This window comes from Burkholderia sp. SR8 (assembly GCF_052851275.1).
Genome location: NZ_JAULUC010000010.1, coordinates 65,273 through 89,301, shown reverse-complemented (window position 1 = coordinate 89,301; position 24,029 = coordinate 65,273). Strand labels below are relative to the sequence as shown.

General features: G+C 65.1%; 22 protein-coding genes and 2 pseudogenes. 12 read left to right on the top strand and 12 right to left on the bottom strand.

Features of this window, described 5'->3' with window-relative positions:
- Positions 1-71 precede the first annotated feature (71 nt).
- Positions 72-380 (bottom strand): ArsR/SmtB family transcription factor, encoded by a 309-nt coding sequence (locus tag Q3A80_RS15255; RefSeq protein ID WP_059449595.1) that lies wholly within the window; start codon positions 378-380, stop codon positions 72-74.
- 192 nt (positions 381-572) lie between these two features.
- On the bottom strand, positions 573-1,472 hold the full coding sequence (gcvA, locus tag Q3A80_RS15250; RefSeq protein ID WP_446329794.1) for a transcriptional regulator GcvA: 900 nt from the start codon (positions 1,470-1,472) through the stop codon (positions 573-575).
- A gap of 121 nt (positions 1,473-1,593) precedes the next feature.
- Between gcvA and Q3A80_RS15245 the strand changes: the two genes are divergently transcribed.
- Positions 1,594-2,298 carry an SDR family oxidoreductase gene (locus tag Q3A80_RS15245; protein WP_446329793.1) on the top strand — a complete coding sequence of 235 codons (705 nt, stop codon included), beginning with the start codon at positions 1,594-1,596 and terminating at the stop codon, positions 2,296-2,298.
- A gap of 55 nt (positions 2,299-2,353) precedes the next feature.
- Here Q3A80_RS15245 and Q3A80_RS15240 read toward each other — a convergent pair whose 3' ends face one another.
- The 3 genes from Q3A80_RS15240 to Q3A80_RS15230 form a co-directional block, all read right to left on the bottom strand.
- On the bottom strand, positions 2,354-3,493 hold the full coding sequence (locus Q3A80_RS15240; RefSeq protein ID WP_446329792.1) for a patatin-like phospholipase family protein: 1,140 nt from the start codon (positions 3,491-3,493) through the stop codon (positions 2,354-2,356).
- 109 nt (positions 3,494-3,602) lie between these two features.
- Positions 3,603-3,944: a cupredoxin domain-containing protein gene (locus Q3A80_RS15235; protein ID WP_446329791.1), complete on the bottom strand. Its 342-nt coding sequence runs from the start codon at positions 3,942-3,944 to the stop codon at positions 3,603-3,605.
- A gap of 23 nt (positions 3,945-3,967) precedes the next feature.
- Positions 3,968-4,912, bottom strand: coding sequence for a metallophosphoesterase family protein (locus Q3A80_RS15230; RefSeq protein ID WP_446329790.1), 945 nt, complete (start codon positions 4,910-4,912; stop codon positions 3,968-3,970).
- Between the two features lie 459 nt (positions 4,913-5,371).
- Between Q3A80_RS15230 and Q3A80_RS15225 the strand changes: the two genes are divergently transcribed.
- The 3 genes from Q3A80_RS15225 (at position 5,372) to Q3A80_RS15215 (ending at position 10,198) form a co-directional block, all read left to right on the top strand.
- The gene (locus Q3A80_RS15225) at positions 5,372-7,126 is read left to right on the top strand and encodes an ABC transporter permease (RefSeq protein ID WP_446329789.1); all 1,755 of its coding nucleotides are present in this window, start codon (positions 5,372-5,374) and stop codon (positions 7,124-7,126) included.
- Between the two features lie 11 nt (positions 7,127-7,137).
- Positions 7,138-8,493: an ABC transporter ATP-binding protein gene (locus Q3A80_RS15220; RefSeq protein WP_446329788.1), complete on the top strand. Its 1,356-nt coding sequence runs from the start codon at positions 7,138-7,140 to the stop codon at positions 8,491-8,493.
- A gap of 805 nt (positions 8,494-9,298) precedes the next feature.
- Complete coding sequence (locus tag Q3A80_RS15215; RefSeq protein ID WP_446329787.1) at positions 9,299-10,198, top strand: ShlB/FhaC/HecB family hemolysin secretion/activation protein; 900 nt, start codon at positions 9,299-9,301, stop codon at positions 10,196-10,198.
- A 46-nt stretch (positions 10,199-10,244) separates the two neighbouring features.
- Here the strand turns inward: Q3A80_RS15215 and Q3A80_RS15210 are convergent.
- Both Q3A80_RS15210 and Q3A80_RS15205 read right to left on the bottom strand, forming a co-directional pair.
- A pseudogene (locus Q3A80_RS15210) lies at positions 10,245-10,520 on the bottom strand (hemagglutinin repeat-containing protein); the annotation flags it as partial.
- Positions 10,521-10,625: 105 nt separating this feature from the next.
- Entirely contained in the window at positions 10,626-10,850 is a 225-nt protein-coding gene (locus Q3A80_RS15205) for a hypothetical protein (protein ID WP_446329786.1), read from the bottom strand.
- 174 nt (positions 10,851-11,024) lie between these two features.
- On the opposite strand from Q3A80_RS15205, the gene Q3A80_RS15200 reads away from it, so the two are divergent.
- The 3 genes and pseudogenes from Q3A80_RS15200 (at position 11,025) to Q3A80_RS15190 (ending at position 13,214) form a co-directional block, all read left to right on the top strand.
- Positions 11,025-11,276 carry a hypothetical protein gene (locus Q3A80_RS15200; protein ID WP_446329785.1) on the top strand — a complete coding sequence of 84 codons (252 nt, stop codon included), beginning with the start codon at positions 11,025-11,027 and terminating at the stop codon, positions 11,274-11,276.
- A 99-nt stretch (positions 11,277-11,375) separates the two neighbouring features.
- Positions 11,376-12,016: pseudogene (locus Q3A80_RS15195) on the top strand (hypothetical protein); the annotation flags it as partial.
- Positions 11,982-13,214, top strand: coding sequence for an IS256 family transposase (locus tag Q3A80_RS15190; protein WP_446329917.1), 1,233 nt, complete (start codon positions 11,982-11,984; stop codon positions 13,212-13,214). The pseudogene Q3A80_RS15195 and the gene Q3A80_RS15190, both read left to right, overlap by 35 nt.
- Positions 13,215-13,321: 107 nt before the next feature.
- On the opposite strand, the gene Q3A80_RS15185 is transcribed toward Q3A80_RS15190, so the two are convergent.
- Positions 13,322-14,200 (bottom strand): MurR/RpiR family transcriptional regulator, encoded by an 879-nt coding sequence (locus tag Q3A80_RS15185; protein WP_446329784.1) that lies wholly within the window; start codon positions 14,198-14,200, stop codon positions 13,322-13,324.
- 364 nt (positions 14,201-14,564) lie between these two features.
- On the opposite strand from Q3A80_RS15185, the gene ggt reads away from it, so the two are divergent.
- Positions 14,565-16,316 (top strand): gamma-glutamyltransferase, encoded by a 1,752-nt coding sequence (ggt, locus tag Q3A80_RS15180; RefSeq protein WP_446329783.1) that lies wholly within the window; start codon positions 14,565-14,567, stop codon positions 16,314-16,316.
- A 219-nt stretch (positions 16,317-16,535) separates the two neighbouring features.
- Entirely contained in the window at positions 16,536-17,864 is a 1,329-nt protein-coding gene (locus Q3A80_RS15175) for a dicarboxylate/amino acid:cation symporter (protein ID WP_446329782.1), read from the top strand.
- Here the strand turns inward: Q3A80_RS15175 and Q3A80_RS15170 are convergent.
- Both Q3A80_RS15170 and Q3A80_RS15165 read right to left on the bottom strand, forming a co-directional pair.
- The gene (locus tag Q3A80_RS15170; RefSeq protein ID WP_446329781.1) at positions 17,861-18,250 is read right to left on the bottom strand and encodes a DUF3331 domain-containing protein; all 390 of its coding nucleotides are present in this window, start codon (positions 18,248-18,250) and stop codon (positions 17,861-17,863) included. The genes Q3A80_RS15175 and Q3A80_RS15170 overlap by 4 nt on opposite strands.
- Before the next feature lie 44 nt (positions 18,251-18,294).
- On the bottom strand, positions 18,295-19,587 hold the full coding sequence (locus tag Q3A80_RS15165) for an NAD(P)/FAD-dependent oxidoreductase (protein ID WP_446329780.1): 1,293 nt from the start codon (positions 19,585-19,587) through the stop codon (positions 18,295-18,297).
- 148 nt (positions 19,588-19,735) lie between these two features.
- Here Q3A80_RS15165 and Q3A80_RS15160 point away from each other — a divergent pair, with 148 nt between their 5' ends.
- Positions 19,736-20,389 (top strand): TetR/AcrR family transcriptional regulator, encoded by a 654-nt coding sequence (locus Q3A80_RS15160; protein ID WP_446329779.1) that lies wholly within the window; start codon positions 19,736-19,738, stop codon positions 20,387-20,389.
- A gap of 19 nt (positions 20,390-20,408) precedes the next feature.
- On the opposite strand, the gene Q3A80_RS15155 is transcribed toward Q3A80_RS15160, so the two are convergent.
- Positions 20,409-21,323: a LysR family transcriptional regulator gene (locus tag Q3A80_RS15155; RefSeq protein WP_446329916.1), complete on the bottom strand. Its 915-nt coding sequence runs from the start codon at positions 21,321-21,323 to the stop codon at positions 20,409-20,411.
- Positions 21,324-21,436: 113 nt separating this feature from the next.
- Here Q3A80_RS15155 and Q3A80_RS15150 point away from each other — a divergent pair, with 113 nt between their 5' ends.
- Positions 21,437-22,198: an SDR family NAD(P)-dependent oxidoreductase gene (locus tag Q3A80_RS15150; RefSeq protein WP_446329778.1), complete on the top strand. Its 762-nt coding sequence runs from the start codon at positions 21,437-21,439 to the stop codon at positions 22,196-22,198.
- Between the two features lie 31 nt (positions 22,199-22,229).
- Here the strand turns inward: Q3A80_RS15150 and soxR are convergent, their stop codons facing one another.
- Entirely contained in the window at positions 22,230-22,706 is a 477-nt protein-coding gene (soxR, locus tag Q3A80_RS15145) for a redox-sensitive transcriptional activator SoxR (protein ID WP_446329777.1), read from the bottom strand.
- A gap of 79 nt (positions 22,707-22,785) precedes the next feature.
- Here soxR and Q3A80_RS15140 point away from each other — a divergent pair, with 79 nt between their 5' ends.
- The gene (locus Q3A80_RS15140; protein ID WP_446329776.1) at positions 22,786-24,018 is read left to right on the top strand and encodes an efflux RND transporter periplasmic adaptor subunit; all 1,233 of its coding nucleotides are present in this window, start codon (positions 22,786-22,788) and stop codon (positions 24,016-24,018) included.
- Positions 24,019-24,029 lie beyond the last annotated feature (11 nt).

The following is a 24,029-nucleotide window of genomic DNA, read 5'->3' as shown; positions in this document are numbered from 1 at the left end:
GGAGATAACCTCTTCACGAAAGGCGGGATGGCCGTCGCGTCGTGTGCGGCGGGCGGCCCGCATGGCCTGGGTCAGAGTTCCCGGCGCAGTGCGTCGAGAAATGCGTCGATGACGGCCTCGTTGCGCCGGAAGAACGCCCACTGGCCGATCCGCGTCGACGTGACGAGCCCCGCGCGCTGCAGCGTCGCGAGGTGCGCGGAGACGGTCGACTGCGACAGCCCGCAGCGCGCATCGATCTGCCCGGCGCAGACGCCGTGGTCGTACGGCAGCGTCTGCTCCGGGAAATGCGCGCCCGGCGTTTTCAGCCAGACGAGGATTTCCCGGCGCACGGGGTTCGAGAGCGCTTTCAGGATCGCGTCGATGTCGAGTTCGGTCGGCATGGAAAGACGTGGTGTTCGGTCGGAAAAACGGTGCAAACGGGTATCGTCGATGGGCGAATCATATATCGTAAAAAGACGATATATGGGATGGCACTGTCGCGAGTGGGGTTGATTGTCGCCGGGATCGGGAGCGCACCGCTGCCGGGTTGGGGCGCGATCACGCGCGCGCGAAGCGGCCGAGTTTTCGTCAAATCACGCGTGTCCGTACTGCGCGAACAGCCACCGGCGCATCGCGTCGAGCGCTTCCGAATGCGCATTGGCCTGCGGAAAGACGACGTAAAACCCGAGCGACATCGGAAACGAAAAGTCGAATACGCGTCGCAACCGGCCTTCCGCGATGTCGCGTTCGACGAGCGGCTCGCTGGTCAGCGCGATGCCCTGACCGGCCACCGCGGCATCGATCGCGAGCAGCGACTGGCTGAACCGAGGTCCCTTCGTCGGATCCGCGCGACCTTTTCCGCCGAGCTTCTCGATGAATTCGGGCCACAGGTCGTGCGCGTCGTGCAGCAGCACGTGCCTCGACAAGTCCGCGGGCTTGCGGATCGGCGAGCCGCCGTCGAGCAGTGTCGGGCTGGCGACGGCGAAGATGTCGAGCGGAAACAGCAATTGAGCAACGAGGCCAGGCGGAAACGGCGGTTTGCTCAACCGGATCGCGATGTCGACGCCGTCGGCGCGAAACGTGGCAAGCCGTTCGTCGGCGATCACGCGCACCTCGATGTCCGGATGCAGCCGGCTGAAGTCCGACAGGCGCGGGATCAGCCACTTCGACGCGAACGACGGCGTCGTGCTGACCGCCAGCACGGTAGGGCGCTGGCCGAGCGCATCCGTCGCATCCGAGATGATCTGCAGTGCGCGCTGGACCGACGAGAAATACTCGAGCCCTTCGCGCGTCAGCGCGAGCCCCCTCGGCAGCCGCCGGAACAACTGGACTTCGACGACGTCCTCGAGATGCCTGACCTGCTGCGCGACGGCCCCCTGCGTTACACGGAGTTCGTCGGCGGCCAGCCGGAAATTCAGGTGCCGCGCGGCGGCTTCGAACGCGCGAAGCGCATTGAGCGGCGGGAACCGGCGGGTTTGCGACAGAGCCTTCATGCAGTAGAAATTCTACAGGGTGAGTGGAGAAATCATCGTTCGACAAGCCGATTATAGAGTCCTACAGTGGCGCTTTGGCTCGACGATCATGGCGCTGAGCCGACCTATCCGGGAGAACGGCATGACTGTAGAGAAAGTGGCTTTGGTGACGGCGGCGGGCAAGGGTATGGGCGCGGCGATCGCGCGGGATCTCGCACACAACGGTTATCGCGTCGCGCTGATGTCGCCGTCGGGCAGTGCGGTCGAGCTCGCGAACGAGCTGGGCGGGTTCGGCGTCGCGGGGTCGGTCACCGAGGATGCCGACATCGCGCGCTTCGTGAACGAGACGCTCGCGAAGTACGGTCGCATCGATGCGGTCGTCAACAACACCGGGCATCCGCCGAAGGGCGACCTGCTTTCCATCGAGGACGACAAGTGGCACGAAGGGCTCGACCTGATCGTGCTCAACGTCGTTCGCGTGCTGCGCCGCGTGACGCCGGTGTTCCTGAAGCAGGGCGGCGGCGCGGTGGTCAACATTTCGAGTTTCGCGGCCGACGCGCCCGAGCAGCCGATGCCGGTGTCGTCGGCGCTGCGTGCCGCGCTCAGCGCGTTCACGCGCCTGTACGCGGAGCGCTATGCGAAGGACAACATCCGCATCAATTCGGTGCTGCCCGGTTTCATCGACAGCTGGCCGGAGACGCCCGAGATCGTCGCCCGCATTCCGGTCGGCCGCTTCGGCAAGACGCAGGAAATCGCGCAGACCGTGACGTTCCTGCTGTCCGAAGGCGCCGGCTACATCACCGGACAGAACATTCGCGTCGACGGCGGCATCGTGCGCGCGCTGTAAGCGAGCATGGAATCGCGACACTGAGCGCGGAGCCGGGCCGGCTGCGGTCGTCGGATCAGTTGTGCCGCTCGCCGATCCGGTTCTCCTCGGGGCTCCAGACGCTCAGTCCCTCCGTCGGATCCAGCGGCAGTTCCCACGGCCGCGCGGCGATCGCCTGCATCGTCGCGTCGAAGCCGGCCTGGCGGCGCGCCGCGATCCCGTCGGGCGTGAAATCGATGTCCTTCCACTGGTCGTCGCCGTCGAGCCGTGGCGCCGCGAGCTTGATCACATGCATCGTCGTCTGGCAGCCCCACGCGGCGAGCGCCTGCACGTCGGCCGACGTGCGCTCCGACTCCGGCAGCCGCATCACCAGTTCCTTGATGACATGGCGCAGCCGGTGAATCTGTTGCTGCCGCGCGATGTTGCTGTCCGTGCGGCTCGCGTACTGGATGTCCTTCTGCCGCTCCGACACCTGCCAGATGCTCTGCGGCTCGGGCCCGACCGGATTCCACATCTGTACCGAGAAGATGATCGAGCTGCGGCGCGGCGCGTCGTCGAGCACGACCTCGACCGGCGTGTTCGAAAAAATCCCGCCGTCCCAGTACGGCGCGCCGTCGATCCGCACGGCCGGGAATGCGGGCGGCAGCGCGCCCGAGCTCATCACGTGATCGATGCCGAGCGGCCGGTCGCGCGAATCGAAATAGCGCATCGTGCCGGTGCACGCATTGACGGCGCCGACCGTCAGCCGCGGGCGGCCCGCGTTCAGCAGGTCGAGGTCGATCAGCGGCGCGAGCGTGTCGCGCAGCGGCTCGACCACGTAATACGACGCGTGCTCGACGCCGACGCGCGCGAGCGGCCCGAGCCATGCGGCCGGATTCGGCCGGAAGAAACCCGGGATGCCGGCGCCGATGACCGCGAGTTCGGCGCCGATCTTGTCCCAGCTCGTCGGGAAGCCCGGCAGGTTCATCGCAGCGTGTTCGGTCACGTGGCGCCAGAATTCCGCCATCCGCTGCGCGCGGCGGCCGGGTGCGTTGCCGGCGATCAGCGCGGCGTTGATCGCGCCGATCGACGTACCGATGACCCAGTCGGGCTGGATGCCCGACGACTCCATCGCCTCGAATACGCCGAGCTGGTACGCACCCAGTGCGCCGCCGCCCTGAAGCACGAGCACGACTTGCCCGGGCAGTTTCGGATGTGCGGGTTGACTTGCCGTCATCGCTTTCCTCACGGTCGGTGACGGCCGGCGGGTTCCGGCCGGTTGCAACCAGTGTAGGCGATCGGCGCACCGCGGTGCCGGATCGTCGTGCGCCGTGCGGCGCGCCGCGTCATTCCACCGTGATGGTTTCCTTCATGTACGGATGGATTCCGCAGAACACCTTGTACACGCCCGGCTTGTCGAAGCGGAACGAGTAGCTTTCGTCCTGGTCGAGCGCTTTCGAATGGAAGACGCCCGCGTCGTTGACGACCGTATGCGGTTCCGCGTCGAGGTTCTTCCAGGTCACGGTCGTGCCCGCCTTGATCGTCGTCGACATCGGCGAAAACATGAAATTGCGGATCGTCACCAGCGGGCCGGCCGGCGTCTGCGCGAACGCGACGGGCGGCGTGCCGGCGGCCGCCGCGCACAGGATCAGCGCGGCCGTGCGCATCGAGGGCTTGAGGAAGGTCATGTCGGTCTCCTTGCGAATCGGGATCAGGCGATCGTCGTGTCGTGCAGCGACGCGGCCACCGGATGGCCGGCGAAGTCGACGGTCGTCACGCCCAACATCGCGGGCAGGCGGTCGCGCGGCACCGTGAGCGGCACCGGTCCCGGCCCGTTGCCGGCGGTCGGCTGCGGGAATGCGGTGGAGCGCGCGGTGTGGAACGTCACGTTGCCCTCGACCTTCGACACGATCTGATGGATGTGCCCGTTCAGCACCGTGACCGAGCCGAAGCGGCGCAGCAGCGCCATCGTCTGCGGCGCGTCGCCGGTGCCCCAGCCCCACGGCTCGTAGATCGTCCACATCGGCATGTGCGAGAACACGACGATCGGCGTGCTCGACGACTGGCCCTTCAGATCCTGCGCGAGCCACGCGAGTTGTTCGTCGCCGAAGCTGCCGAGCCCGTTCGGCTTGAAATGCATCACGTTGACGAGCGCGACGAAGTGCACGCCCGCATGATCGAAGCTGTAGTAGCCGCGGTTGTCCGATGCCTTGCCGAACCGGCTGAAGTATTCGGCGCCCGAACCGTCGGTCACGTCGTGTTCGCCGGGCACCGTGTGCAGCTCCGGCACGCGCAGGCCCGACAGCAATTGCGACGCGTGGTCGAACTCGTCGGCCTTGGACAGGTGCGTGATGTCGCCGGTATGGATCGCGAGCGCGGGCATCGCCGGCATCGCGTTGACGAGATCGATGGTCTGCCGCAGCGTGGCCGCGACGTCGGGATTCGCGTCCTTGTTGAAGCCGATGTGCGTGTCGCTGATTTGCACGAACAGCGGCCGCCCCGCATTCGCGGGGAGTGCGGCGCCGCTTTGCGCGAGCGCGAGATCGAACGGCGTCAGGATGCCGCCCGACAGCGTAAACAGCGTGCCGAGGCCGCCGAACGCCATGCATTGCAGGGCTTTGCGGCGCGACGGCCGCGCGGGATTCGATGAAGACATGTGAGCCTCGCATTCGTGTGACGGAACCGGACGGCCGGTTCGTCCTGGAATAAGCCGGCGCCTTCGCATGCGATACCGGTGCGGCGGCGGTTTTATTCCCGCGCGTTACGACGCTGTACACGGCTCTTGCGGTCCGGCGGCGGCGACGGTCGATCGCCGGTGGATGACCTGTCAATGTCCTGTAAGTGACACGACACATTTGCGTCATGCCGGCCGGATAGCCTGCGACACCGAATCATCTGTCCGGAGCCCCTCGTGCCGAATCTCGCGGCAACGGAAACCCGAAGTGCGGCCCGTCGGCGCGCGCACACCATCGGCCTCGCGCTGTCTTTTCCGACAGCCGGCGCTCGCCCATTGGGCTCGCGGGCACCTGTTTCGGGCCACGTCCGCTGACGCGCGCATCGGCCGCGCGGCACGCGGCCGATCCCATCGATTTTCAATTCGACCAAGACGCTACCGATGGACCTCAGTTTCTTCGACCCGAACCGTACCGCCAACGCGTCCGCGTGGCGCGTGCTTCCCAACCGCTGGGACGCGGTCGCGTTTCCGCTGATCATCGGCATGCTCGCGATGGCGATCGTCGGCTTTCATGAAACGATGGCGCCGATCGGTGTGCTGCAGACGCAGAAGATCTCGCTCGATCCATCGAACCTGCCCGAATACGCGTTGCGCACCACGCTGCGGATGCTCGCCGCGATGGTCGCGTCGCTCGCGTTCACGCTCGTGTACGGCACGCTCGCGGCGAAAAGCCGCCGCGCGGGCATGGTGCTGATTCCGATCCTCGACATCCTGCAGTCGGTGCCGGTGCTCGGCTATATCTCGTTCACCGTCACGTTCTTCCTTGCGTTGTTTCCGGGGCGCGTGCTCGGCGCGGAACTGGCCGCGATTTTCGCGATCTTCACGAGCCAGGCATGGAACATGACGTTCAGTTTCTACCAGTCGCTGCGCACGGTGCCGCGCGACCTGAGCGAAGTGTCGCGCGGCTTTCACCTGACGACGTGGCAGCGCTTCTGGAAGCTCGAGGTGCCGTTCTCGATGCCGGGGCTGATCTGGAACATGATGATGTCGATGTCGGGCGGCTGGTTCTTCGTCGTCGCGTCGGAGGCGATCACCGTCGGCAACCAGACGATCACGCTGCCGGGGATCGGCGCGTATCTCGCGCAGGCGATCGCCGACAAGAACCTCGGCGCGGTGGGCTGGGTGATCGTCGCGATGTCGGTCGTGATTCTTGCGTACGACCAGTGCCTGTTCCGCCCGCTCGTCGCGTGGGCCGACAAGTTCCGGATGGAGAACACCGCATCGGGCGATGCGCCGCAGTCCTGGCTGCTCGACATGATGCGCCGCACGCACCTGATTCATCAGTTGCTGGTGCCGGCTGGCTGGCTGCTGTCGCAGGCCGCGCGCATTCCGCTGCGCGTGCCGTCGTTCGGCGGCATCGGCGCGCGCGGCGCAGCGAGCGGTCGCGCGTCGCGCATCGGCGATATCGTGTGGGGCGCGTTCGTGATCGCGCTGACCGCGTACGTCGCGTGGCGCGTCGTCAGCTTCGTGTCGACCGGCGTGACGATGGGCGAGGTCGGTCACGTGCTTGTACTCGGGCTGATCACGCTGGTGCGCGTGCTGGTGCTGATCGCGATTGCGTCGGCGGTCTGGGTGCCGCTCGGCGTGCTGATCGGGCTGCGTCCGGCGCTGGCCGAGAAGATCCAGCCGCTCGCGCAGTTTCTCGCCGCGTTTCCGGCCAACCTGCTGTTTCCGGTGTTCGTGATCGTGATCGTCCGCTTCCATCTGAACGCGGACATCTGGCTGTCGCCGCTGATCGTGCTGGGCACGCAGTGGTACATCCTGTTCAACGTGATCGCCGGCGCGATGTCCTATCCGAACGACTACAAGGAAGCGACGAAGAATTTCCGCATTCGCGGCTGGCAGTGGTGGCGGCAGGCGATCCTGCCCGGCATCTTCCCGTATTACGTGACCGGCGCGATCACCGCGTCGGGCGGCGCGTGGAACGCGAGCATCGTGTCCGAGTTCGTGCAGTGGGGCGACACGAAGGTCGTCGCGCACGGCCTCGGGTCGTACATCGCGCAGACCACCGCGGCCGGCGACTTCCCGAAGATCATCCTGGGCATCGCGGTGATGTCGCTGTTCGTTACGTTGTTCAACCGCCTGCTGTGGCGTCCGATGTACGCCTATGCGGAATCCCGGCTCCGTCTCGATTGAGAGTTAGCGCGATGCAAAATTCGACCGTAATCAACGTTCCCGTCCAGACCTCCGAGCCGCTTCAACCCCTTCAGCCGCCGCGTCTCGGCGAAGAGATCCTGCGTGTCGAGCACGTGAACCGCGGCTTCAACAAGACGCAGGGCGAGCTGCTCGTGCTCGACGATGCGAACCTGTCGCTGCGCGAAGGCGAGATCGTCGGGCTGCTCGGCCGTTCGGGGTCGGGCAAATCGACGCTGCTGCGCATCATCGCCGGGCTGATCGAGCCGACCGGCGGCGAAGTGACGTACCTCGGCAAGCCGCTGCGCGGCCCGGCCGAAGGTGTCGCGATGGTGTTCCAGACTTTCGCGCTGTTCCCGTGGCTGACCGTGCTGCAGAACGTGGAAGCCGGGCTCGAAGCGCTCGGCGTCGGCGCGCGCGAGCGGCGCGAGCGCGCACTTGCCGCGATCGACCTGATCGGTCTCGACGGCTTCGAGAACGCGTATCCGCGCGAGCTGTCGGGCGGGATGCGGCAGCGCGTGGGCTTTGCGCGCGCGCTCGTCGTCGATCCGACGATCCTGCTGATGGACGAGCCGTTCTCCGCGCTCGACGTGCTGACGGCCGAGACGCTGCGTACCGACCTGCTCGATCTGTGGACGCAAGGCCGGATGCCGATCAAGTCGGTGCTGATCGTCACGCACAACATCGAGGAAGCGGTGTTCATGTGCGACCGGATTCTCGTGCTGTCGTCGAACCCGGGCCGCGTGATCGCCGAGATCAAGGTGCCGTTCAAGCATCCGCGCAATCGACTGGATCCGGATTTCCGCAAGCTCGTGGACGACATCTACGCGAAGATGACCGCGCGCCAGATCGGCGAGACGACCAGGAAGGGCCTGGAGCTCGGCAGCTGGATGCCGCGCGTGTCGACCAACCTGATGGCCGGCCTGATCGAGACGCTCGCGATGGCGCCGTACCACGGCCGCGCGGACATGCCGGAAATCGCGCGTACGCTGCATCTGGAAGTGGACGAGTTGTTTCCGATCGCCGAAGTGCTGCAGTACCTCGGCTTTGCCGACGTGCGCGAAGGCGACGTGTTCCTGACGCCGCCTGCGCGCGTGTTCGCCGAATTCGGTACGCAAGAACGCAAGCTGATGTTCGCGGACCACCTGCTGAAGCACGTGCCGCTCGCCGCGCGGATCAGAAGGGTGCTGAACGAGCGCCCGGGCCATCGCGCGCCGCGCGTGCGCTTCGAGCAGGAGCTGGAGGATTTCCTGTCGGACGAGGCGGCGGAGGAAACGCTCGACGCGGTGATCGACTGGGGGCGTTACGGCGAAGTGTTTTCGTATAACGACAAGACGGAAGTGTTCAGTCTCGAGGATGTCGAGAGTTGAGAACCGTCGATGGGTGAGGGCAGCCCCGGCTTTGATCTGAACCGGCGCCGGACATCGGTGTCAGGAACGGTTGCTTCGTACGACGCGCCTGAGCGAATCCGCTCAGGCGCATGCATCCGCGCAGTTGCTACCGAACGACCCAATTGAGACGCTCGAGCGTCGACGGCGCGTGTACACACGAAGTCAAGGCACGCGTGTCCTGTCCGATGGTCCGACTGCTACATCCAGTTCTCTCGTTCTACTTCCGAAATCTCTGTTGTGGACGCACAACACGATGAATACCACATCGTGTCAACGCAATTGCGGCTTGCTGATGCGTACAGGATTTGTCGAAATGTCAATCCTGGGTTGATTTATCTCGATTCTTTCATGCGCAGCGCCGTCTCTCCGAGACGGCGATATGTGCTTTATAAGCAGCAGCGTTTGACCAAAGTAATTGCACATCGAATTTGAGATATTTGTATCAAGAATCAATGGGTAACATTCATGTCGCGCGGCGATGTGGTTTAATGAAAATGTAATTTTTTCAGAAAGAATGAAATGGAAATGCATTCGAGTCTAATTTTTTGAAAATGTCTCAAACTGTCAAATGACACGGGGCGAAGACGCGGATGAAAAGGGAAAAAGTCGCGTGAATAGCGAATGAGTGGCCCTGTAACGACGGTGCGCCGCTCAAGTGCAGCACACGTGTTTGCGATTCCTGATACTGTGGGCCGAAATATTTTGTAAAATATGCGGCGAGAGACCAATCAATACGCCGCTAACAAGTGAAGAATCGCGAACTTCGGCAGCGTTGATTTCGGCGTTGGCGAGCGTTTCCGCGCTGGCACAAGGCATTCCGCCGCCCGAAATCACGCCCGGCCCGCAAATCCAGCGTTTGCAGCAGCAGCAACTTGAAGCCGCCAAGGAGCTGAATCCTCGTCCGAATGTACTGACGCCGACAGGCGAAAAGCCATCGGCGGCCGATATCACGAGCCTGCCGCGCGACACGCCGTGCTTTTCGATCAATGATATTGCGTTGGAAGACAACGCATTTGGCTGGCTTGCAACCCTGTTGCAGCCGGTCGTGGGGCAGTGCGTCGGCAAGACCGCGCTCAAGCAGATTCAAGACGTCGCCAACAATGCATTGATCGAGCGCGGTTACGTGACGTCGCGCGTGCTCGTGCCGACGCAATCGTTGCAATCGGGAGCGCTGACGTTACGCGTGGTCCCCGGGCGTATCAGCGACGTTCGAGCCGATAAACCGACTATCGGCTGGATGCGCGCCGCACTTCCGACTTCGCGTGGGGCGCTGCTGAATCAGCGTGACATCGATCAGGGGCTGGAGAACCTGCGTCGCTTGCAATCGCAGTCCGACGCGACCTTCGACGTCGCACCCGGCGTGAATCCCGGCGACTCGGAACTTATTCTGCATCCCGGGACCGGCAAGCGCTGGCACGCCGTCATCGGCGCGGACAACGCGGGTATGGACACCACTGGCAAATATCAATTGTTCGGCTCGTTCACGTTCGATTCGCCGCTGCACCTCTATGATCAGTTGCAGATTGCCGCCACGACGAACGCGAATATCGGCACGTCCGACAAGGGCAACCAGTCCGTTTCCGCGAACTACAGCGTACCGGTCGGATATGCGTTGCTGACGGTTGGCGCCAGCCGCTCGCGCTACAAGCAGACGGTGGCCGGCTTCGAAGCGCCAATCGAATAGCGGAAAGGTCTCCGGTGGTCACGGGCTCGAACTGGCAGCGAATGCAGTTTCCAATGCGCAAGGTCAGATTGGTATCCGCGATTACCGTGTTCGCGTTGACGTTCGCACCAACGATATTGGTATCGCCACCGCTGATGATCGTCGCGGTATTGCTCGCCTTGATGTGCGTATTGTTCTGCGTGGCCGCATCCGAATTCGCATCGCCGTGCGCACGCGACATCGACGCCGAGACACCGAATCCACCCGTACCATACGACACGCCCACGCTCGCACTCTTCGACTCGTTCGTGCTGCGCGTGCTATCGGTGTCCGTGCTGTTGACTGTTATGGGCCGAGCTTTGCAGACACGCCTGCGCCGCCCGCCGCGCCCAGCGCGCCTGCCGACGTGCTCCGGTTTTATGCTAGCGCGCGTCGTGAAAATCGGACATCACGGATTGTTCATCAATTCATTAATGCCTTGATCTATCAACGATTTGAATTCTTGTAGATTCACGCGCCACGCCCGAGAATTCTCTGGTCCATATAGTTCAATAAAGTAGTCACACCCTGGCTCCTTCGATATTTCTGCGAGCTGCTTGGCTTCAAACCATATTTCATAAACCAAATTATCTCGATCCACGACACTTGCCACCTGCCCAGTCAAAGCACTCATTTCTGCGGCTCCAAGAAACCAATAAATTTACCATCGACAGAGTAACGTACCCCTCGACCATCAGTTGCCGTCGAGCGTGCTTCCATCATGGTTTGGTGGGGCGGCTGGTGGCGCGGCTCAAGAGAAAATGGGAACCGCCGTGCAGAACAAGCTTAATAATGAGGTTGCAAAGAAATGAAGCTAAAGACAAGCTTTGAATTGTTTCGTTGGGCACATTACTTTCTGATCTGGTTTGTAGGAATGGGGCTTTGCATCACGATTATCGAACTTGCTGCTGGCCCCGCGTTGCAGTGGCTGTTCTACGATCTTCCATATCAATTACCGACATGGAACCGTGCGGGCCGAATGGCAGTGTTTGTAGTGCTGTTTGGTTTGTTCGCGGGCACGGTGACGTGGTTCGCGGAAAAAAGGAGATCAGGACGATAGTATGAAAAACAGATCTCGGCGGTTGAGCGTCTTCATGCCGCCGGTATCGTGGAATGCGGATGGGTCGTTCCCAAGTAGGGCGCTCAGCCGGTCGGCTAGCAGCGTGGACTTGCCTCGGCAGCCAGCAAACGGTGCAGGTTCCGGAGGTCTATCCGGGCTGGCGACGGCGGCTTCGACATCGCCGTGAAGGGCAATACGGACCTGAAGGGTGCGTATATCGCGAGCACGGCGGCGCCGGAGAAGAATCAGCTGACGACGGGCACGCTGTCGTTCTCGGATATTCAAAACAGTTCGAACTACAACGCGAGCAGCTTTGGGGTCAGTGCGGGCGGCGGTGTCGGCAATGGCGGGAACAACTATGCGACGCATGGTTCGGCGAGCACGGGTGGCAAGAATACGGGCGGCGCTTTGCCGCTGTACGTGAGCGAAAGCGATAGCAGCAGTGCGACCACGAAAGCGCCATCAGTGCGGGCAACATCACGACCACGGACGAGGCGAACCAGAAGCAGGACGTGGCGACGCTCAATCGCGACACGTCGGGCCTGAACGGCACAGTCAGCAAGACGCCGGATCTGCAACAGGTGTTGAGCAATCAGTCGGATCTCATCAACGCCGCCCAAGCAGCGTCGGAAGCGATTGCGAAGCAGATTGGTACCTATGCGGACAAGAAGCAGCGAGAGGCCTTGGCGGCGGCAAACGAGACCGATCCGAAGCTTCAGGCGCAATATTTGCAGCACGCTAAGGCTTGAGCAGTTCGGCAATGGTGCGATGACGGCCGAAGCCATCAATGCCGCGACGTTGGCGCTCAAGAAGGCGCTGATTGAGCGTGCGCTTGGTGGCGAGATGAACCACCATCTGGGCTACCCGGCCGGTGCAGCCAAGCCAGCCAACGCCACGACTCAGCGCAATGGCAAAGGTGCCAAGACGGTTCTGACCGAAGACGGCCCGACGCGTATCGAGGTGCCGCATGATCGCGACGGCAGCTTTGAACCCATCCTGATTCCCAAGCACGAACGTCGCTTCAAGGGCTTCGACGACAAGATTTTCGCCCTGTATGCCCGCGGCATGACCGTGCGCGAGATCCAGGGCTTCCTGCTGGAGCAATACGGCACCGAGGTTTCGCCGGACTTCATCAGCTCCGTGACCGACGAGGTGATGGCTGAGGTCACGGCCTGGCAGGCCCGGCCGCTTGAACCGATGTACCCGGTCGTGTTCTTCGATGCGCTGCGGGTCAAGATTCGCGAAGATGCCGTCGTGCGCGACAAGGCGGTCTATCTGGCGCTGGGCGTCCTGCCCGACGGCACCCGTGACATCCTTGGCTTGTGGATCGAGAACACTGAGGGCGCCAAGTTCTGGATGAAGGTGTTCAACGACCTCAAGACGCGTGGCGTCCACGACATCCTGATCGCGGTGACCGATGGCGTCAAAGGCATGCTCGGAGCCCTGGCTGCCATGTTTCCGACGACCACGCTGCAAACCTGCATCGTTCACCTGATCCGAAACAGCCTTGATTACGCCAGTTGGAAAGACCGCCGAGGATTGGCTGCCGCGATCAAACCGATCTACACAGCCATCAGTGCGGAAGCGGCGCGGGCCGAACTCGATGCATTTGCAGACGGACCGTGGGGCCAGAAATTACCGACCGTCAGTGCCGCATGGCGTAACGCCTGGGATCGCGTGATTCCGCTCTTTGCGTTTCCGCCGGGCGTGCGCAAAGTGATCTACACGACGAACGCGATTGAAAACATCAACTCGCAATTGCGCAAGATCATCAAGACCCGAGGCCACTTCCCGACCGACGAGGCCGCAACGAAACTCATCTGGCTGGCCCTGTGCAACATCACCGCGGATTGGGAACGGGCCGCTCACGATGGGAAGACGGCCATGAATCAATTCGTTATCCTTTACGCAGACCGCTTCGTTCGGCCTTCCGTATGATTCTCAACCCGCCTTGAGCAGGGAAATTCTGACACCCCCGGCCGCGCAAGATGTAGCAGTGTCAAATCCCGGGAAATCCGATCAACATCCGAGCCCCAACCAAGCCATCACTCCGGCAAATCCCACTGACTCGCATCCAGCTCGATCCCCCCGGTACTCAGCCGCTCGATCTTCTCCATCCTCTGCCGCGCGAGCTCAGGCAGCCGGTTCGTCACACCGATCACGAGCGCCTCGGCGAGCGCGAGCGCCGGCACGTTCGTCTGCAGCATCGCGAACGGCCGCCCCTGGATCCGCAGCACGATCTCGGCGAACGCGCTGATCGGCGAGCGCCATTCGTCGGTGATCAGCAGCACGCGCACGCCGAGCCGGTGCGCGGCCTGCGCGAACCGGATGCTGTCCTTCTGGTAGCGGCGAAAATCGAAAATGACGAGCACGTCGCCGGGGCCCATGTCCGCCAGCGACACCGACGCGACATTCACGTTCGGCTCGACGTACTGCACGTGCGGGCGCGCATATGCGAGCGTGAACGAAAACAGCGACGCGAGCGGCGCGGTATAGCGGCCGCCGCCGCAGAACACGCGGATATCCGGCTCGGCCAGCAACGCGACCGCGTCGTCGAACGCCGCCGCGTCGAGCCCGTCGATCGTCGTGGCGAGCGCTTGCGAGACCCGCTGGAAGATCGCCGCATGGCTGTCGCGCATCCCGGATTCGGAGTGGAACGCATCCATCCGCGCGAGCGGCGAATTCATCGCGGTGTCGATCTCGTCGTGCAGCGCCTGCTGGAACGACGAGTAGTTCGGAAAGCCGATCCGCACGACGAAGCGAAACACGGTCGGGTCGCTGACTTCGGCTTGCTTCGCGAAGCTCGCGATCGGCCCGAGCCCGAGGCTCGGATAGCGATCCAGCAGCGCATGTGCGACCTTCTGTTCCGACGGCGTGAAGCTATCCATCTGCGATAGCAGCAACGCCCTGATACTTGTCCCCATCGGGCACTCCGGCTTTCTCTCGGTTGAACGACAAACGGCAGACGTGCGTCTGCCGGCGACTCCATGCATGTTAGCCCATCGAAGCGCCACGAAACGCACGCGGTCCCGGATTAGAGGGACGCATCGCGCCGCACGTCCATCCTTCATATATGTAATAAAACAAACATTCAATGCTGCGTTCGGACGTCGGATTTTGCACGCAAATTCAGTGATAACCCTAGGTTTTGACGGAAAAATGCCGATGATATGATCGCGGCCTCGCCGGAATGTATGGTTCATTACATACCGGATCCACAGCGCGGGCCAGCCTCCGGGCGGGTCGCGCATCCCGGCATGGCCGGTCATTCGTCTGGAGGATTCCGTCATGAGACGGCTCGTAGTAGTCACCCTGTTGTCGGCCATCAGCGCGTGCGCGTTCGCGGCTTCGGAACCCGCAGTGGAAGCGAAGAACGGCATGGTCGTGTCGTCGCAGCATTTCGCGTCGCAGATCGGCGTCGACATCCTGAAGGCGGGCGGCAACGCGGTGGACGCCGCCGTGGCGGTCGGCTACGCGCAAGCGGTGACCAATCCGTGCTGCGGCAACATCGGCGGCGGCGGCTTCATGACCGTGCACCTGGCCGACGGCCGCGACCGCTTCATCAACTTCCGCGAGACGGCACCGGCCGCGGCATCGGCGAACATGTATCTCGATGCGAAAGGCGACGTGATTCCCGGTGACAGCCTGTACGGTTATCGCGCGGTCGGCGTGCCGGGCACGGTCGCCGGCCTCGACCTCGCGCAGCGCAAGTACGGCAAGCTGACGCGCCGGCAGGTGATGGAGCCGGCGATCCGGCTCGCGCGCGACGGCTTCGTGCTGACGCGCGGCGACACGGACATCCTCGACACGACGATCGAGCGCTTCAAGAAGGATCCGGAAGCCGCGCGCATCTTCCTGCGCCCGGACGGCACGCCGCTGCAGCCGGGCGACCGCCTGGTGCAAAAGGACCTGGCGCGCACGCTCGAGCGCATCGCGGAGCAGGGCCCCGACGCGTTCTATCACGGCGAAATCCCGAAGATCGTCGAAGCGGCGTCGAAGCGCGGCGGCGGGCTGATCACGGCGGCCGATTTCGCGTCGTATCGCGCGCAGGACGTCGCGCCGCTGACCTGCACGTATCGCGGCTACGAGTTCGTGTCGGCGCCGCCGCCGAGCTCGGGCGGCGTGACGATGTGCGAGACGCTGAACGTGCTCGAAGGCTATGACCTGCGCAAGATGGGCTACCAGTCCGCGTCGGTGGTCCATTACATGACCGAGGCGATGCGCCACGCGTACGAAGACCGCAACACGCTGCTCGGCGACCCGAACTTCATCGTCAACCCGGTCGCGAAGCTGACGAGCAAGCAATATGCGGCCGAGATCCGCAAGCAGATCAGCGGCGACACGGCGACGGCATCGGTCGACGTGCAGCCGGGCGTCGGCGTGCACGAAAAGCCGGAGACGACGCACTATTCGATCGTCGACCGCGACGGCAACGCGGTGTCGACGACCTACACGGTCAACGGCCGCTTCGGCGCCGTGGTGATCGCACCGGGCACGGGCTTCTTCCTGAACGACGAGATGGACGACTTCACCGTGAAGGTCGGCGCGCAGAACCTGTTCGGTCTCGTGCAGGGCACGCGCAACTCGATCGCGCCGGGCAAGCGTCCGCTGTCGTCGATGGCGCCGACGATCGTGAAGAAGGACGGCAAGGTCTTCATGGTGGTCGGCTCGCCGGGCGGCTCGCGGATCATCACGATCACGCTGCAGACGGTGCTGAACGTGATCGACTACGGGATGACGCCGCAGGACGCGGTCGGCGCGCCGCGCGTCCATCATCAATGGCTGCCGGACGAGGTCTATTACGAAACCCGCGGCCTGTCGCCGGACACGCTCGCGATCCTGCGCAACATGGGCTACAAGATGGTCGAGCAGACGCCGTGGGGCGCCGCGGAACTGATCCTGGTCGGCCTGCCCGGCACCGAGGCGGTGAGCCATCAGAGCTCGGGCAACGATTCGTCGGTGTCCGGCAACGTGCGGGTCGGCTACATCTACGGCGTCAACGATCCGCGCCGTCCGGCCGGTTCGGCGATCGGGTACTGACCGGATCGCAGCCGCACCGCGCTGAAGGGCCGCGACCGGCGTTCGTCATCGCGCGAACGCCGCGACGGCGACAGCGCGTCCGTTCGCGGACTTCCTCAGTCGCGAGCGAGGCGGGCGCCCGGCATGCCGGGCGCAACGGCCTCGCGACGCGCGCGCCGTGGCACGGCATCGGTGCGCGCACGACTCGTTCAATTTCTCCACCGTGCGTCGAGCTCCGTTATGAACAAACGAATGTCTGCGGCAGTCTGGATCCTGCTGGCGATGGCGGCCGGCATCTTCATCGGCTACATGATCTACACGCAGTTTCCGGACAAGCAGTCGGCGACCGAGATCGCCGGCTACATCTCCCTCGTGTCCGACGTGTTCCTGCGGCTGATCAAGATGGTGATCGGGCCGCTCGTGTTCTCCACGCTGGTCGTCGGCATCGCGCACATGGGCGACGCATCGTCGGTCGGGCGCGTATTCGTGAAGGCGTTCGGCTGGTTCGTCACCGCGTCGCTGATCTCGCTGCTGCTCGGGCTGCTGATGGCGAACCTGCTGCACCCCGGCGAGAACCTCGGGCTGCCGCTGCCGGACATCGGCGCGTCCGCGCATCTCGCGACGTCGAAGTTCACGCTGAAGGATTTCGTCAGCCACATGGTGCCGAAGTCGATCGCCGAGGCGATGGCGAACAACGAGATCCTGCAGATCGTCGTGTTCTCGATGTTCTTCGGCGTCGCGCTGTCGGCGCTCGGCGAACGCGGCAAGATCCTCGTCGCCGCGATCGATCAGCTCGCGCACGTGATGCTGAAGATCACCGGCTACGTGATGAAGCTCGCGCCGCTCGCGGTGCTCGCGGCGATGGCATCGACCGTCGCGATCAACGGGCTGTCGATCCTGCTGAAGTTCGCGGTGTTCATGGGCGACTTCTACGTGAGCCTGTTCCTGCTGTGGAGCACGCTCGTGATCGCGGGTCTGCTGTTCCTCGGCCGTCGCGTGTTCAGGCTGCTGGTGCTGATCAAGGAAGCGTTCATGCTGTCGTTCGCGACCGCGAGCTCGGAAGCCGCGTATCCGAAGATCCTCGACGCACTCGACCGGTTCGGCGTGCGGCGCAAGATCTCGAGCTTCGTGATGCCGATGGGCTACTCGTTCAACCTCGACGGCTCGATGATGTACTGCACGTTCGCGTCGCTGTTCATCGCGCAGGCGTACAACATCCACCTGTCGCTCGGCACGCAGATCACGATGCTGCTGGTGCTGATGCTCACGTCGAAGGGGATGGCCGGCGTGCCGCGCGCATCGCTCGTCGTGATCGCGGCGACGCTGCACCAGTTCGACATTCCGGAAGCGGGGCTGCTGCTGATTCTCGGCGTCGACACGTTCCTCGACATGGGCCGCTCGGCCACCAACGCGGTCGGCAATTCGATCGCCAGCGCGGTCGTCGCGAAGTGGGAAGGCGAGCTGATGTCGGAGTCCGAGGCGCGCGCGCATGCCGCACATCTCGACGCCGAACTGGAACGGCAGAACAGCGATCCGGCGTATGGCGCCGGCGGGGCGACGTCCGCTTAAGCCGCGTCCGCGTCGTCGATGCACGCCGCCAGCACCATCGCGGCGGCATTGCCCGGCGCCGAGCCGAGCAGTTGCGGCGCGTAGACGCTGTCGCCGGGCGCGATCGGCCGCCCCGACAGCGCGCAGACGCCGCGCTTGCGCGTCGTGAACAGCCGCCACTTCTGGTAGCCGTAGTGGCCGGTGCACGCATCGCACCACGAAATCATCACGGTGTCGGCCGTCGGCCGCTCGAGCACGCTGATCGTCGGCTGGCTCGTGGCGTCCCACGACGGCAGGCGATCGCGCGTGATGCTGCGCCGTCGCGGCGCCGTGCACGAAACGGACGGCATGTCGAAGCTGCCGATTGCGGCGACGGTCCTGAGCCAGGCCACTGCGCTGTTGCTCATCTCTGCTTTCCTCGAAACGTTACGCGATGCCGCGACGCGCGGCATCACGACAGGCGGATGCGCGGCCGCACGCAGCCGTTGATCCGTTCGGCGATCCACAGCAGCGTCGCCCTGGAAAATCCGTGCAGCGCCTGCTGGTGGCGCCGGTACAGCATCAGGTGGCTGAGCTGCGCGAAGCGGCCCTGGATGAAGCCGCCGCGAAAGAACCCGAATTGCCCGAGCGTGCCGAACGCGTCGTAGTCGCTGATCGACACGAGCGCACCGAAGTCGTGGAACGCGAACGGCGGCAGCGGCGTGCCGTCGAGCCATGCGGGCAGATGCTTCGCGAGATGTTCGGCCTGCTGCGTCGCGACCTGCGCGGTGGGCGGCAGCGGCCGTTCGTGGCCGTCCGGCTGCAGGCTCGCGCAATCGCCGATCGCGAACACGTGCTCGTGCGCCGTGGCCTGCAACGTCGGGCGGACCCGGATCTGGTTCGCACGATTCGTGTCGAGCCCGCCCAGCGCCTGCATGAAATCGGGCGCCTTCACGCCGGCGGCCCACACCATCAGGTCCGCTTCCGCAAACGAGCCGTCGCCATGGTGGAAACCGTTCGCATCGGCGGCCGTCACGCGCGTCGACGTCAGCACGCGAAAGCCGATCTGTTCGAGCCTTCGCTGCGCCGATGCGGAAATCCTCGGCGGAAACGCGGCGAGGATGCGCGGGCCGCTTTCGAGCAACGTCAGCTGCAGCCGCTCGCGCACCGTTTCATCGCCATACGCCTGCGCGACTTCCAGCAGCCGGCTCAGTTCCGCTGCCAGCTCCACGCCGGTCGCGCCCGCGCCGACGATCGCGACGCGAAACGGCTCGTCGCGCGCGACGCTGCGGAACACGCGCATCCGCAGCGCTTCGTTGAAGGTTTCGGCCTGCTGCTGGCTGTCGATGAAGTAGCAATGCTCGCGCACGCCCGGCACGCCGAAGTCGTTCGCCTGGCTGCCGAGCGCGAGGATCAGCACGTCGTATTCGAGTTCGCGCGCGTCGAGCACGAGCTCGCCGTCCTGCGAGCGGATCTCGCCGAGCTGCACGCGGCGGCGCGCGCGATCGAGCCCCGTCAGTTCGCCGGGCTGATACGTGTAGCCGTGAGCGCGCGCATGCGCAAGGAAGATCACCTGCTGTTGCTGCACGTCGCGCGTGCCGGCCGCGATCGTGTGCAGCATCGGCTTCCATACGTGGGTCGGGCTGCGGTCGACGACGGTCACCTGCGCGCGCCCGGTGCGGCCGACGCGCTCGCCGAGGCGGGTCGCGAGCTGCAGTCCGGCGATGCCGCCGCCGACGATCACGATGCGGGTAGGGGTTGTCATGAATAAATCATCACGTGATGAATAATGTATGATCCTAGCGCCTCCCGGCTTCGCATGTCAACGGAGCGGGGCAGGCCGTCCGGTTTCGGCGATGCGAAACCGGGCCTGGACAACGGGCATTCGAATCAATCAACGGGAGCAGGAAAACGTGGCTGAAGTCACTGAGCGCGCGCCATCGAAGCGGCGTACGCGCGGGCGGCCGCTGGCGGAAGCGTCCGTCGGCCCGGACGTGATATTGCGGGCCGCGCGCCGCACGTTCGCGAAGCGCGGCTACGATGCGACGAGCGTGCGCGAAGTCGCGCGCGAACTGGGTATCGACGCGGCGCTGATCGCCCATCATTTCGGCACGAAGGAAACGTTGTGGCTGGCCGTCGTCGGGCAGATCGTCGACCTCGCCGAGCCGCTGTTCGACGCGTTGCGCGCGCTGCGCACGTCGTCATTGCTGCATCGCGAGCGCGTGCGGCGCGCGATCGAGCTGTGCGTCGATCACGAATTCGAGGAGCCGGACATCGGCATGTTCTTCTCGACCGCCGCGACCGAGGAGGGCGCGCGGCTCGATTGCCTGCAGCAGCGGATCGTTCGCCCGTATCACGACGCGATGCTGCCGCTGCTCGCGGACGCCGTCGACGCCGGCGAAATCCGCGCGGTCGATCCGAACGTGCTGTTCTTCATGATCGCGAGCGCGGTCGGCACGACGGTGTCGTACAGCCATCTGATGGTGGAATTCACGTCGCTGCCGAAGCGGCCGGATGCGTTCCGGCAGGCCGTGCTCGACGTCGCGCTCAGCATCCTGAACGTCTGAGGGTCGCGCGCGGTGCGGGCTATCGCGACGCCGCCACGAGCCCGAGTGCGCCGACTGCGTGTCGCGCAGCCTCGCGCAACGCATCGACGAGCGGCGACGGTGTTCGATAGGCGATCGCCAGGTCGTACGCGAGCGGGCTGCCCGCGCCCGTCAGTTCGCGGAACGTGATCCCTTGCGGCTGCATCGGCACGAATAGCCGCGGCATCAGCGCGACGCCGATGCCGCCCGCGACGAGCCCGGCCGTCGTCTGCATCTGGCGCGGCTGCTGGACGACGCGCGGGGCGAATCCGGCCTGCGCACACGCCGTGACGATCCGCGCGTACATGCCCGGCCCGTGATGCGCGGCGAACAATACCCACGGATCGTCGGTCAGCTCGGCCAGCGCGATGCGGCGGCGCCGTGCGAGCCGGTGACCGTCGGGCAACGCTGCGACCATCCGGTCGCGCAGCAGCGGTTCGACGTGCACGTCGCCGGCATCGGCCACCGGCAGCACGACGAGGCCGACGTCCGTGCGGTCCTGCCGCAGCGCGACTATCTGCTCGGCGGTCGTTCCTTCTTCCAGCTGGAAACCGACGTCCGGATGCCGTTCCTGGAACGCGCGGAGGATCAGCGGCAGCAGCGCATTGACCGTGCTGTCGACGAACCGCAGCCGCAGCGTGCCGCCCAGCCCGGCGCCCGCGCGCCGCGCGACGGCCACCGCGCGCTCGGCCTGCTCGATGGCGCGCCGCGCTTCGAGCAGGAACGCGTCGCCGGCCGGCGTCAGCGTCGAGCCGCGGTTGTGGCGGTCGAACAGCGCGACGCCCAGTTCTTCCTCGAGCTTGCGGATGGCCGCGCTGAGCGGCGGCTGCGCCATGTGCAGGCGCTCGGCCGCGCGCCGGAAGCTCAGCGTTTCGGCGACGGCAATGAATTGCCGGAACTGGCGCAGATCGATCATTGCGATACCTTCGATGTATCGGAGGGTCATCCAGTTCGTATTTTACCTATCGCCGCGCATTGTCCAGACTGCCAATGTCATCAATCGTCAACACCGGGACAGGAGGGCACTTCATGACACGCAGCGAACGGCAACGCACGGCAATCGTCACGGGCGGATCGAGCGGAATCGGCTTCGCGATCGCGAGCCGGCTGGTGGAGGACGGCTACCGCGTCGCGATCGTCGGACGCGACCGCGAAAGGCTGGATGCGGCCGTCGCGCGCCTTGGCGATGCAGCGATCGGACAGGCGGCGGACCTGAGCGTGCGCGGCGACGCGACGGCGGCCGTCGCCGCGATCGTCGCACGATGGCCGCGCATCGACGTGCTGGTCAACAACGCCGGGCTGACACGGCGCGTCGCCGCGGATAGCGACGCCGGCGACGCCGAAACGGAATGGGATGCCGTGTTCGATGCGAATCTGAAAAGCACGTTCGTCACGACGCTGGCCGTGTTGCCGCACCTGGCCGAGCGCGCCGCACGGGTCGTCAACATCGGGTCGATCGCCGCGCGCGCCGGTAGTCTGCTGCCCGGCGGCCTCGCGTACGCGGCCGCGAAAGCGGCCGTCGAAGGATTCACCGTCGCGCTCGCACGCGAACTCGGGCCGCGCGGCGTCACGGTCAATACGGTGGCGCCCGGCTATATCGCCGACACGCGCTTCTTCGGCGATGCAGGTGTCGCACCGGCCATCGCGGCGACGATCCGCGCGCAGACGCCGCTCGGTCGCGCCGGCCATCCGGACGACGTTGCCGACGCCGTGGCATGGCTCGCGGGGCCGCGCGCCGGGTTCGTCACCGGCGCGACGATCGCGGTGAACGGCGGCTGGCGGGTCGGTTGACCGAACGGGGCGATGCGGTGGCGAGTGCGCATCAGTCGAGATCCGGCGGCGTATCGCCGAGCCAGCGCCGCGCGCCGGGCCCGTTGCGGCCCGCGCGGTCCTCGGGATTGGTGAGTTTGCAGCGCTTCAGCGACAGACAGCCGCAGCCGATGCATTCGTCGAGGTTGATGTAGAGCCGCTGCAGCTCCTCGATCCGGTTCGCGACGCGCTGTTTCCAGCCGCGCGACAGCCGCTGCCAGTCCTTGTTGGTCGGCGCGGTGTCCTCCGGCAGGCTCACGAGCTGCTCGGCGATCTCGTCGAGCGAATAGCCGATCTTCTGCGCGAACACGATGAATGCGATCAGCCGCAGCACCGCACGCGAATAGTGGCGATGGCTCGAGCCGTTGCGGTGCGACTTGATGAGGCCGCGCATCTCGTAGAAGCGCAGCGTCGACGCGGGCACGCCGCTGCGCGCGGCCACTTCGCGGATCGACATCAGCGGCCATTGCGGGATTTCGTCGATACCCATGACGCCCTCCGGGAAAGCTTGACTTGAAGTTAACTTCAACTTTTATGCTACGCGGCAGTTTAACCCGTCGCGAGGCATCATGCTCTCCTTATCCCTACGCAGGGCGTCGCCTGTCGGCGCGGCCTGCGCACTGCTGCTGGCGTTGTCGGGCTGTCACGACGGCAAAGGCGAAACGTCGGCCCCTCCTGTTCCCGAAGTCGGCGTAACGACCGTCGCGCCGCGCACCATCCGCCTCGCGGACGAATTCAACGGACGCGTCGAAGCGGTCGATGCGGTCGAGTTGCGGCCGCGCGTGAGCGGCTATCTGCAGCGCGTCGCGTACAAGGAGGGGGACCTCGTCGCGCAGGGCACGGTGCTGTTCGAGATCGATCCGCGCCCGTACCGGATCGCGCTCGACCGCGCGAACGCGCAGCAGCAGCGGGCGCGCGCGGCCGCGAGCCTCGCGAACGTGCAGCTCAAGCGCGTACAGACGCTGATCGATGCGCACGCAACTTCACAGGAGGAACTCGACAACGCGCGCGCGACCGCCGCGCAGGCGCGCGCCGACCTGCAGGCGGCCGACGCGGCCGTCGCCGACGCGAAGCTCAATCTCGGCTTCACCGAAGTGCGCGCGCCGATCGCTGGCCGCGTCGGCCGTGCGATCGCGACCGCCGGCAACCTCGCGCGTGCGGACGATACGCTGCTGACGACCGTCGTGTCGCAGGATCCGGTCTACGTGTACTTCGACTGCGACGAGCAGAGCTACCTGCGCTACAACGCACGGCGCGCCGATCCGAAGCATCGCGCGATCGGTGCCGATCCGGTGCGCGTGGGGCTCGCGAACGAGACGGGCTTTCCGCACGCGGGTACCGTCGATTTCCTCGACAACCGGCTCGATCCGCAAACCGGCACGATCCGTGCGCGCGTGCGGCTGTCGAATGCGGACCATACGTTCACGCCGGGGCTCTATGCACGCGTGCAGCTCGTCAGCGGCCGCGACCAGGACGCGCTGCTCGTCGACGACAAGGCCGTGCTTACCGACCAGGACCGCAAGTACGTGTACGTGATCGGCGCCGGCGACAAGGCGCTGCGCCGCGACGTGACGATCGGCCGCGTGCTGGACGGCGAGCGGATCGTCGAGAAGGGCCTTCAGCCGGGCGACCGGGTCGTCGTCGACGGCGTGCAGCGGATCTACTATCCGGGTGCGCAGGTGAAGCCGAACGCGCTGCCCGCGCGCGCGGCTGCCGACCGCGGTACCGGCACAGGCACGGGCACCGCGCCGGCCAGCGGCACGCAGGCGGTTGCCGATGCCGGCGCGCCGGCCGCGCAGTAACGGGAGGCCAG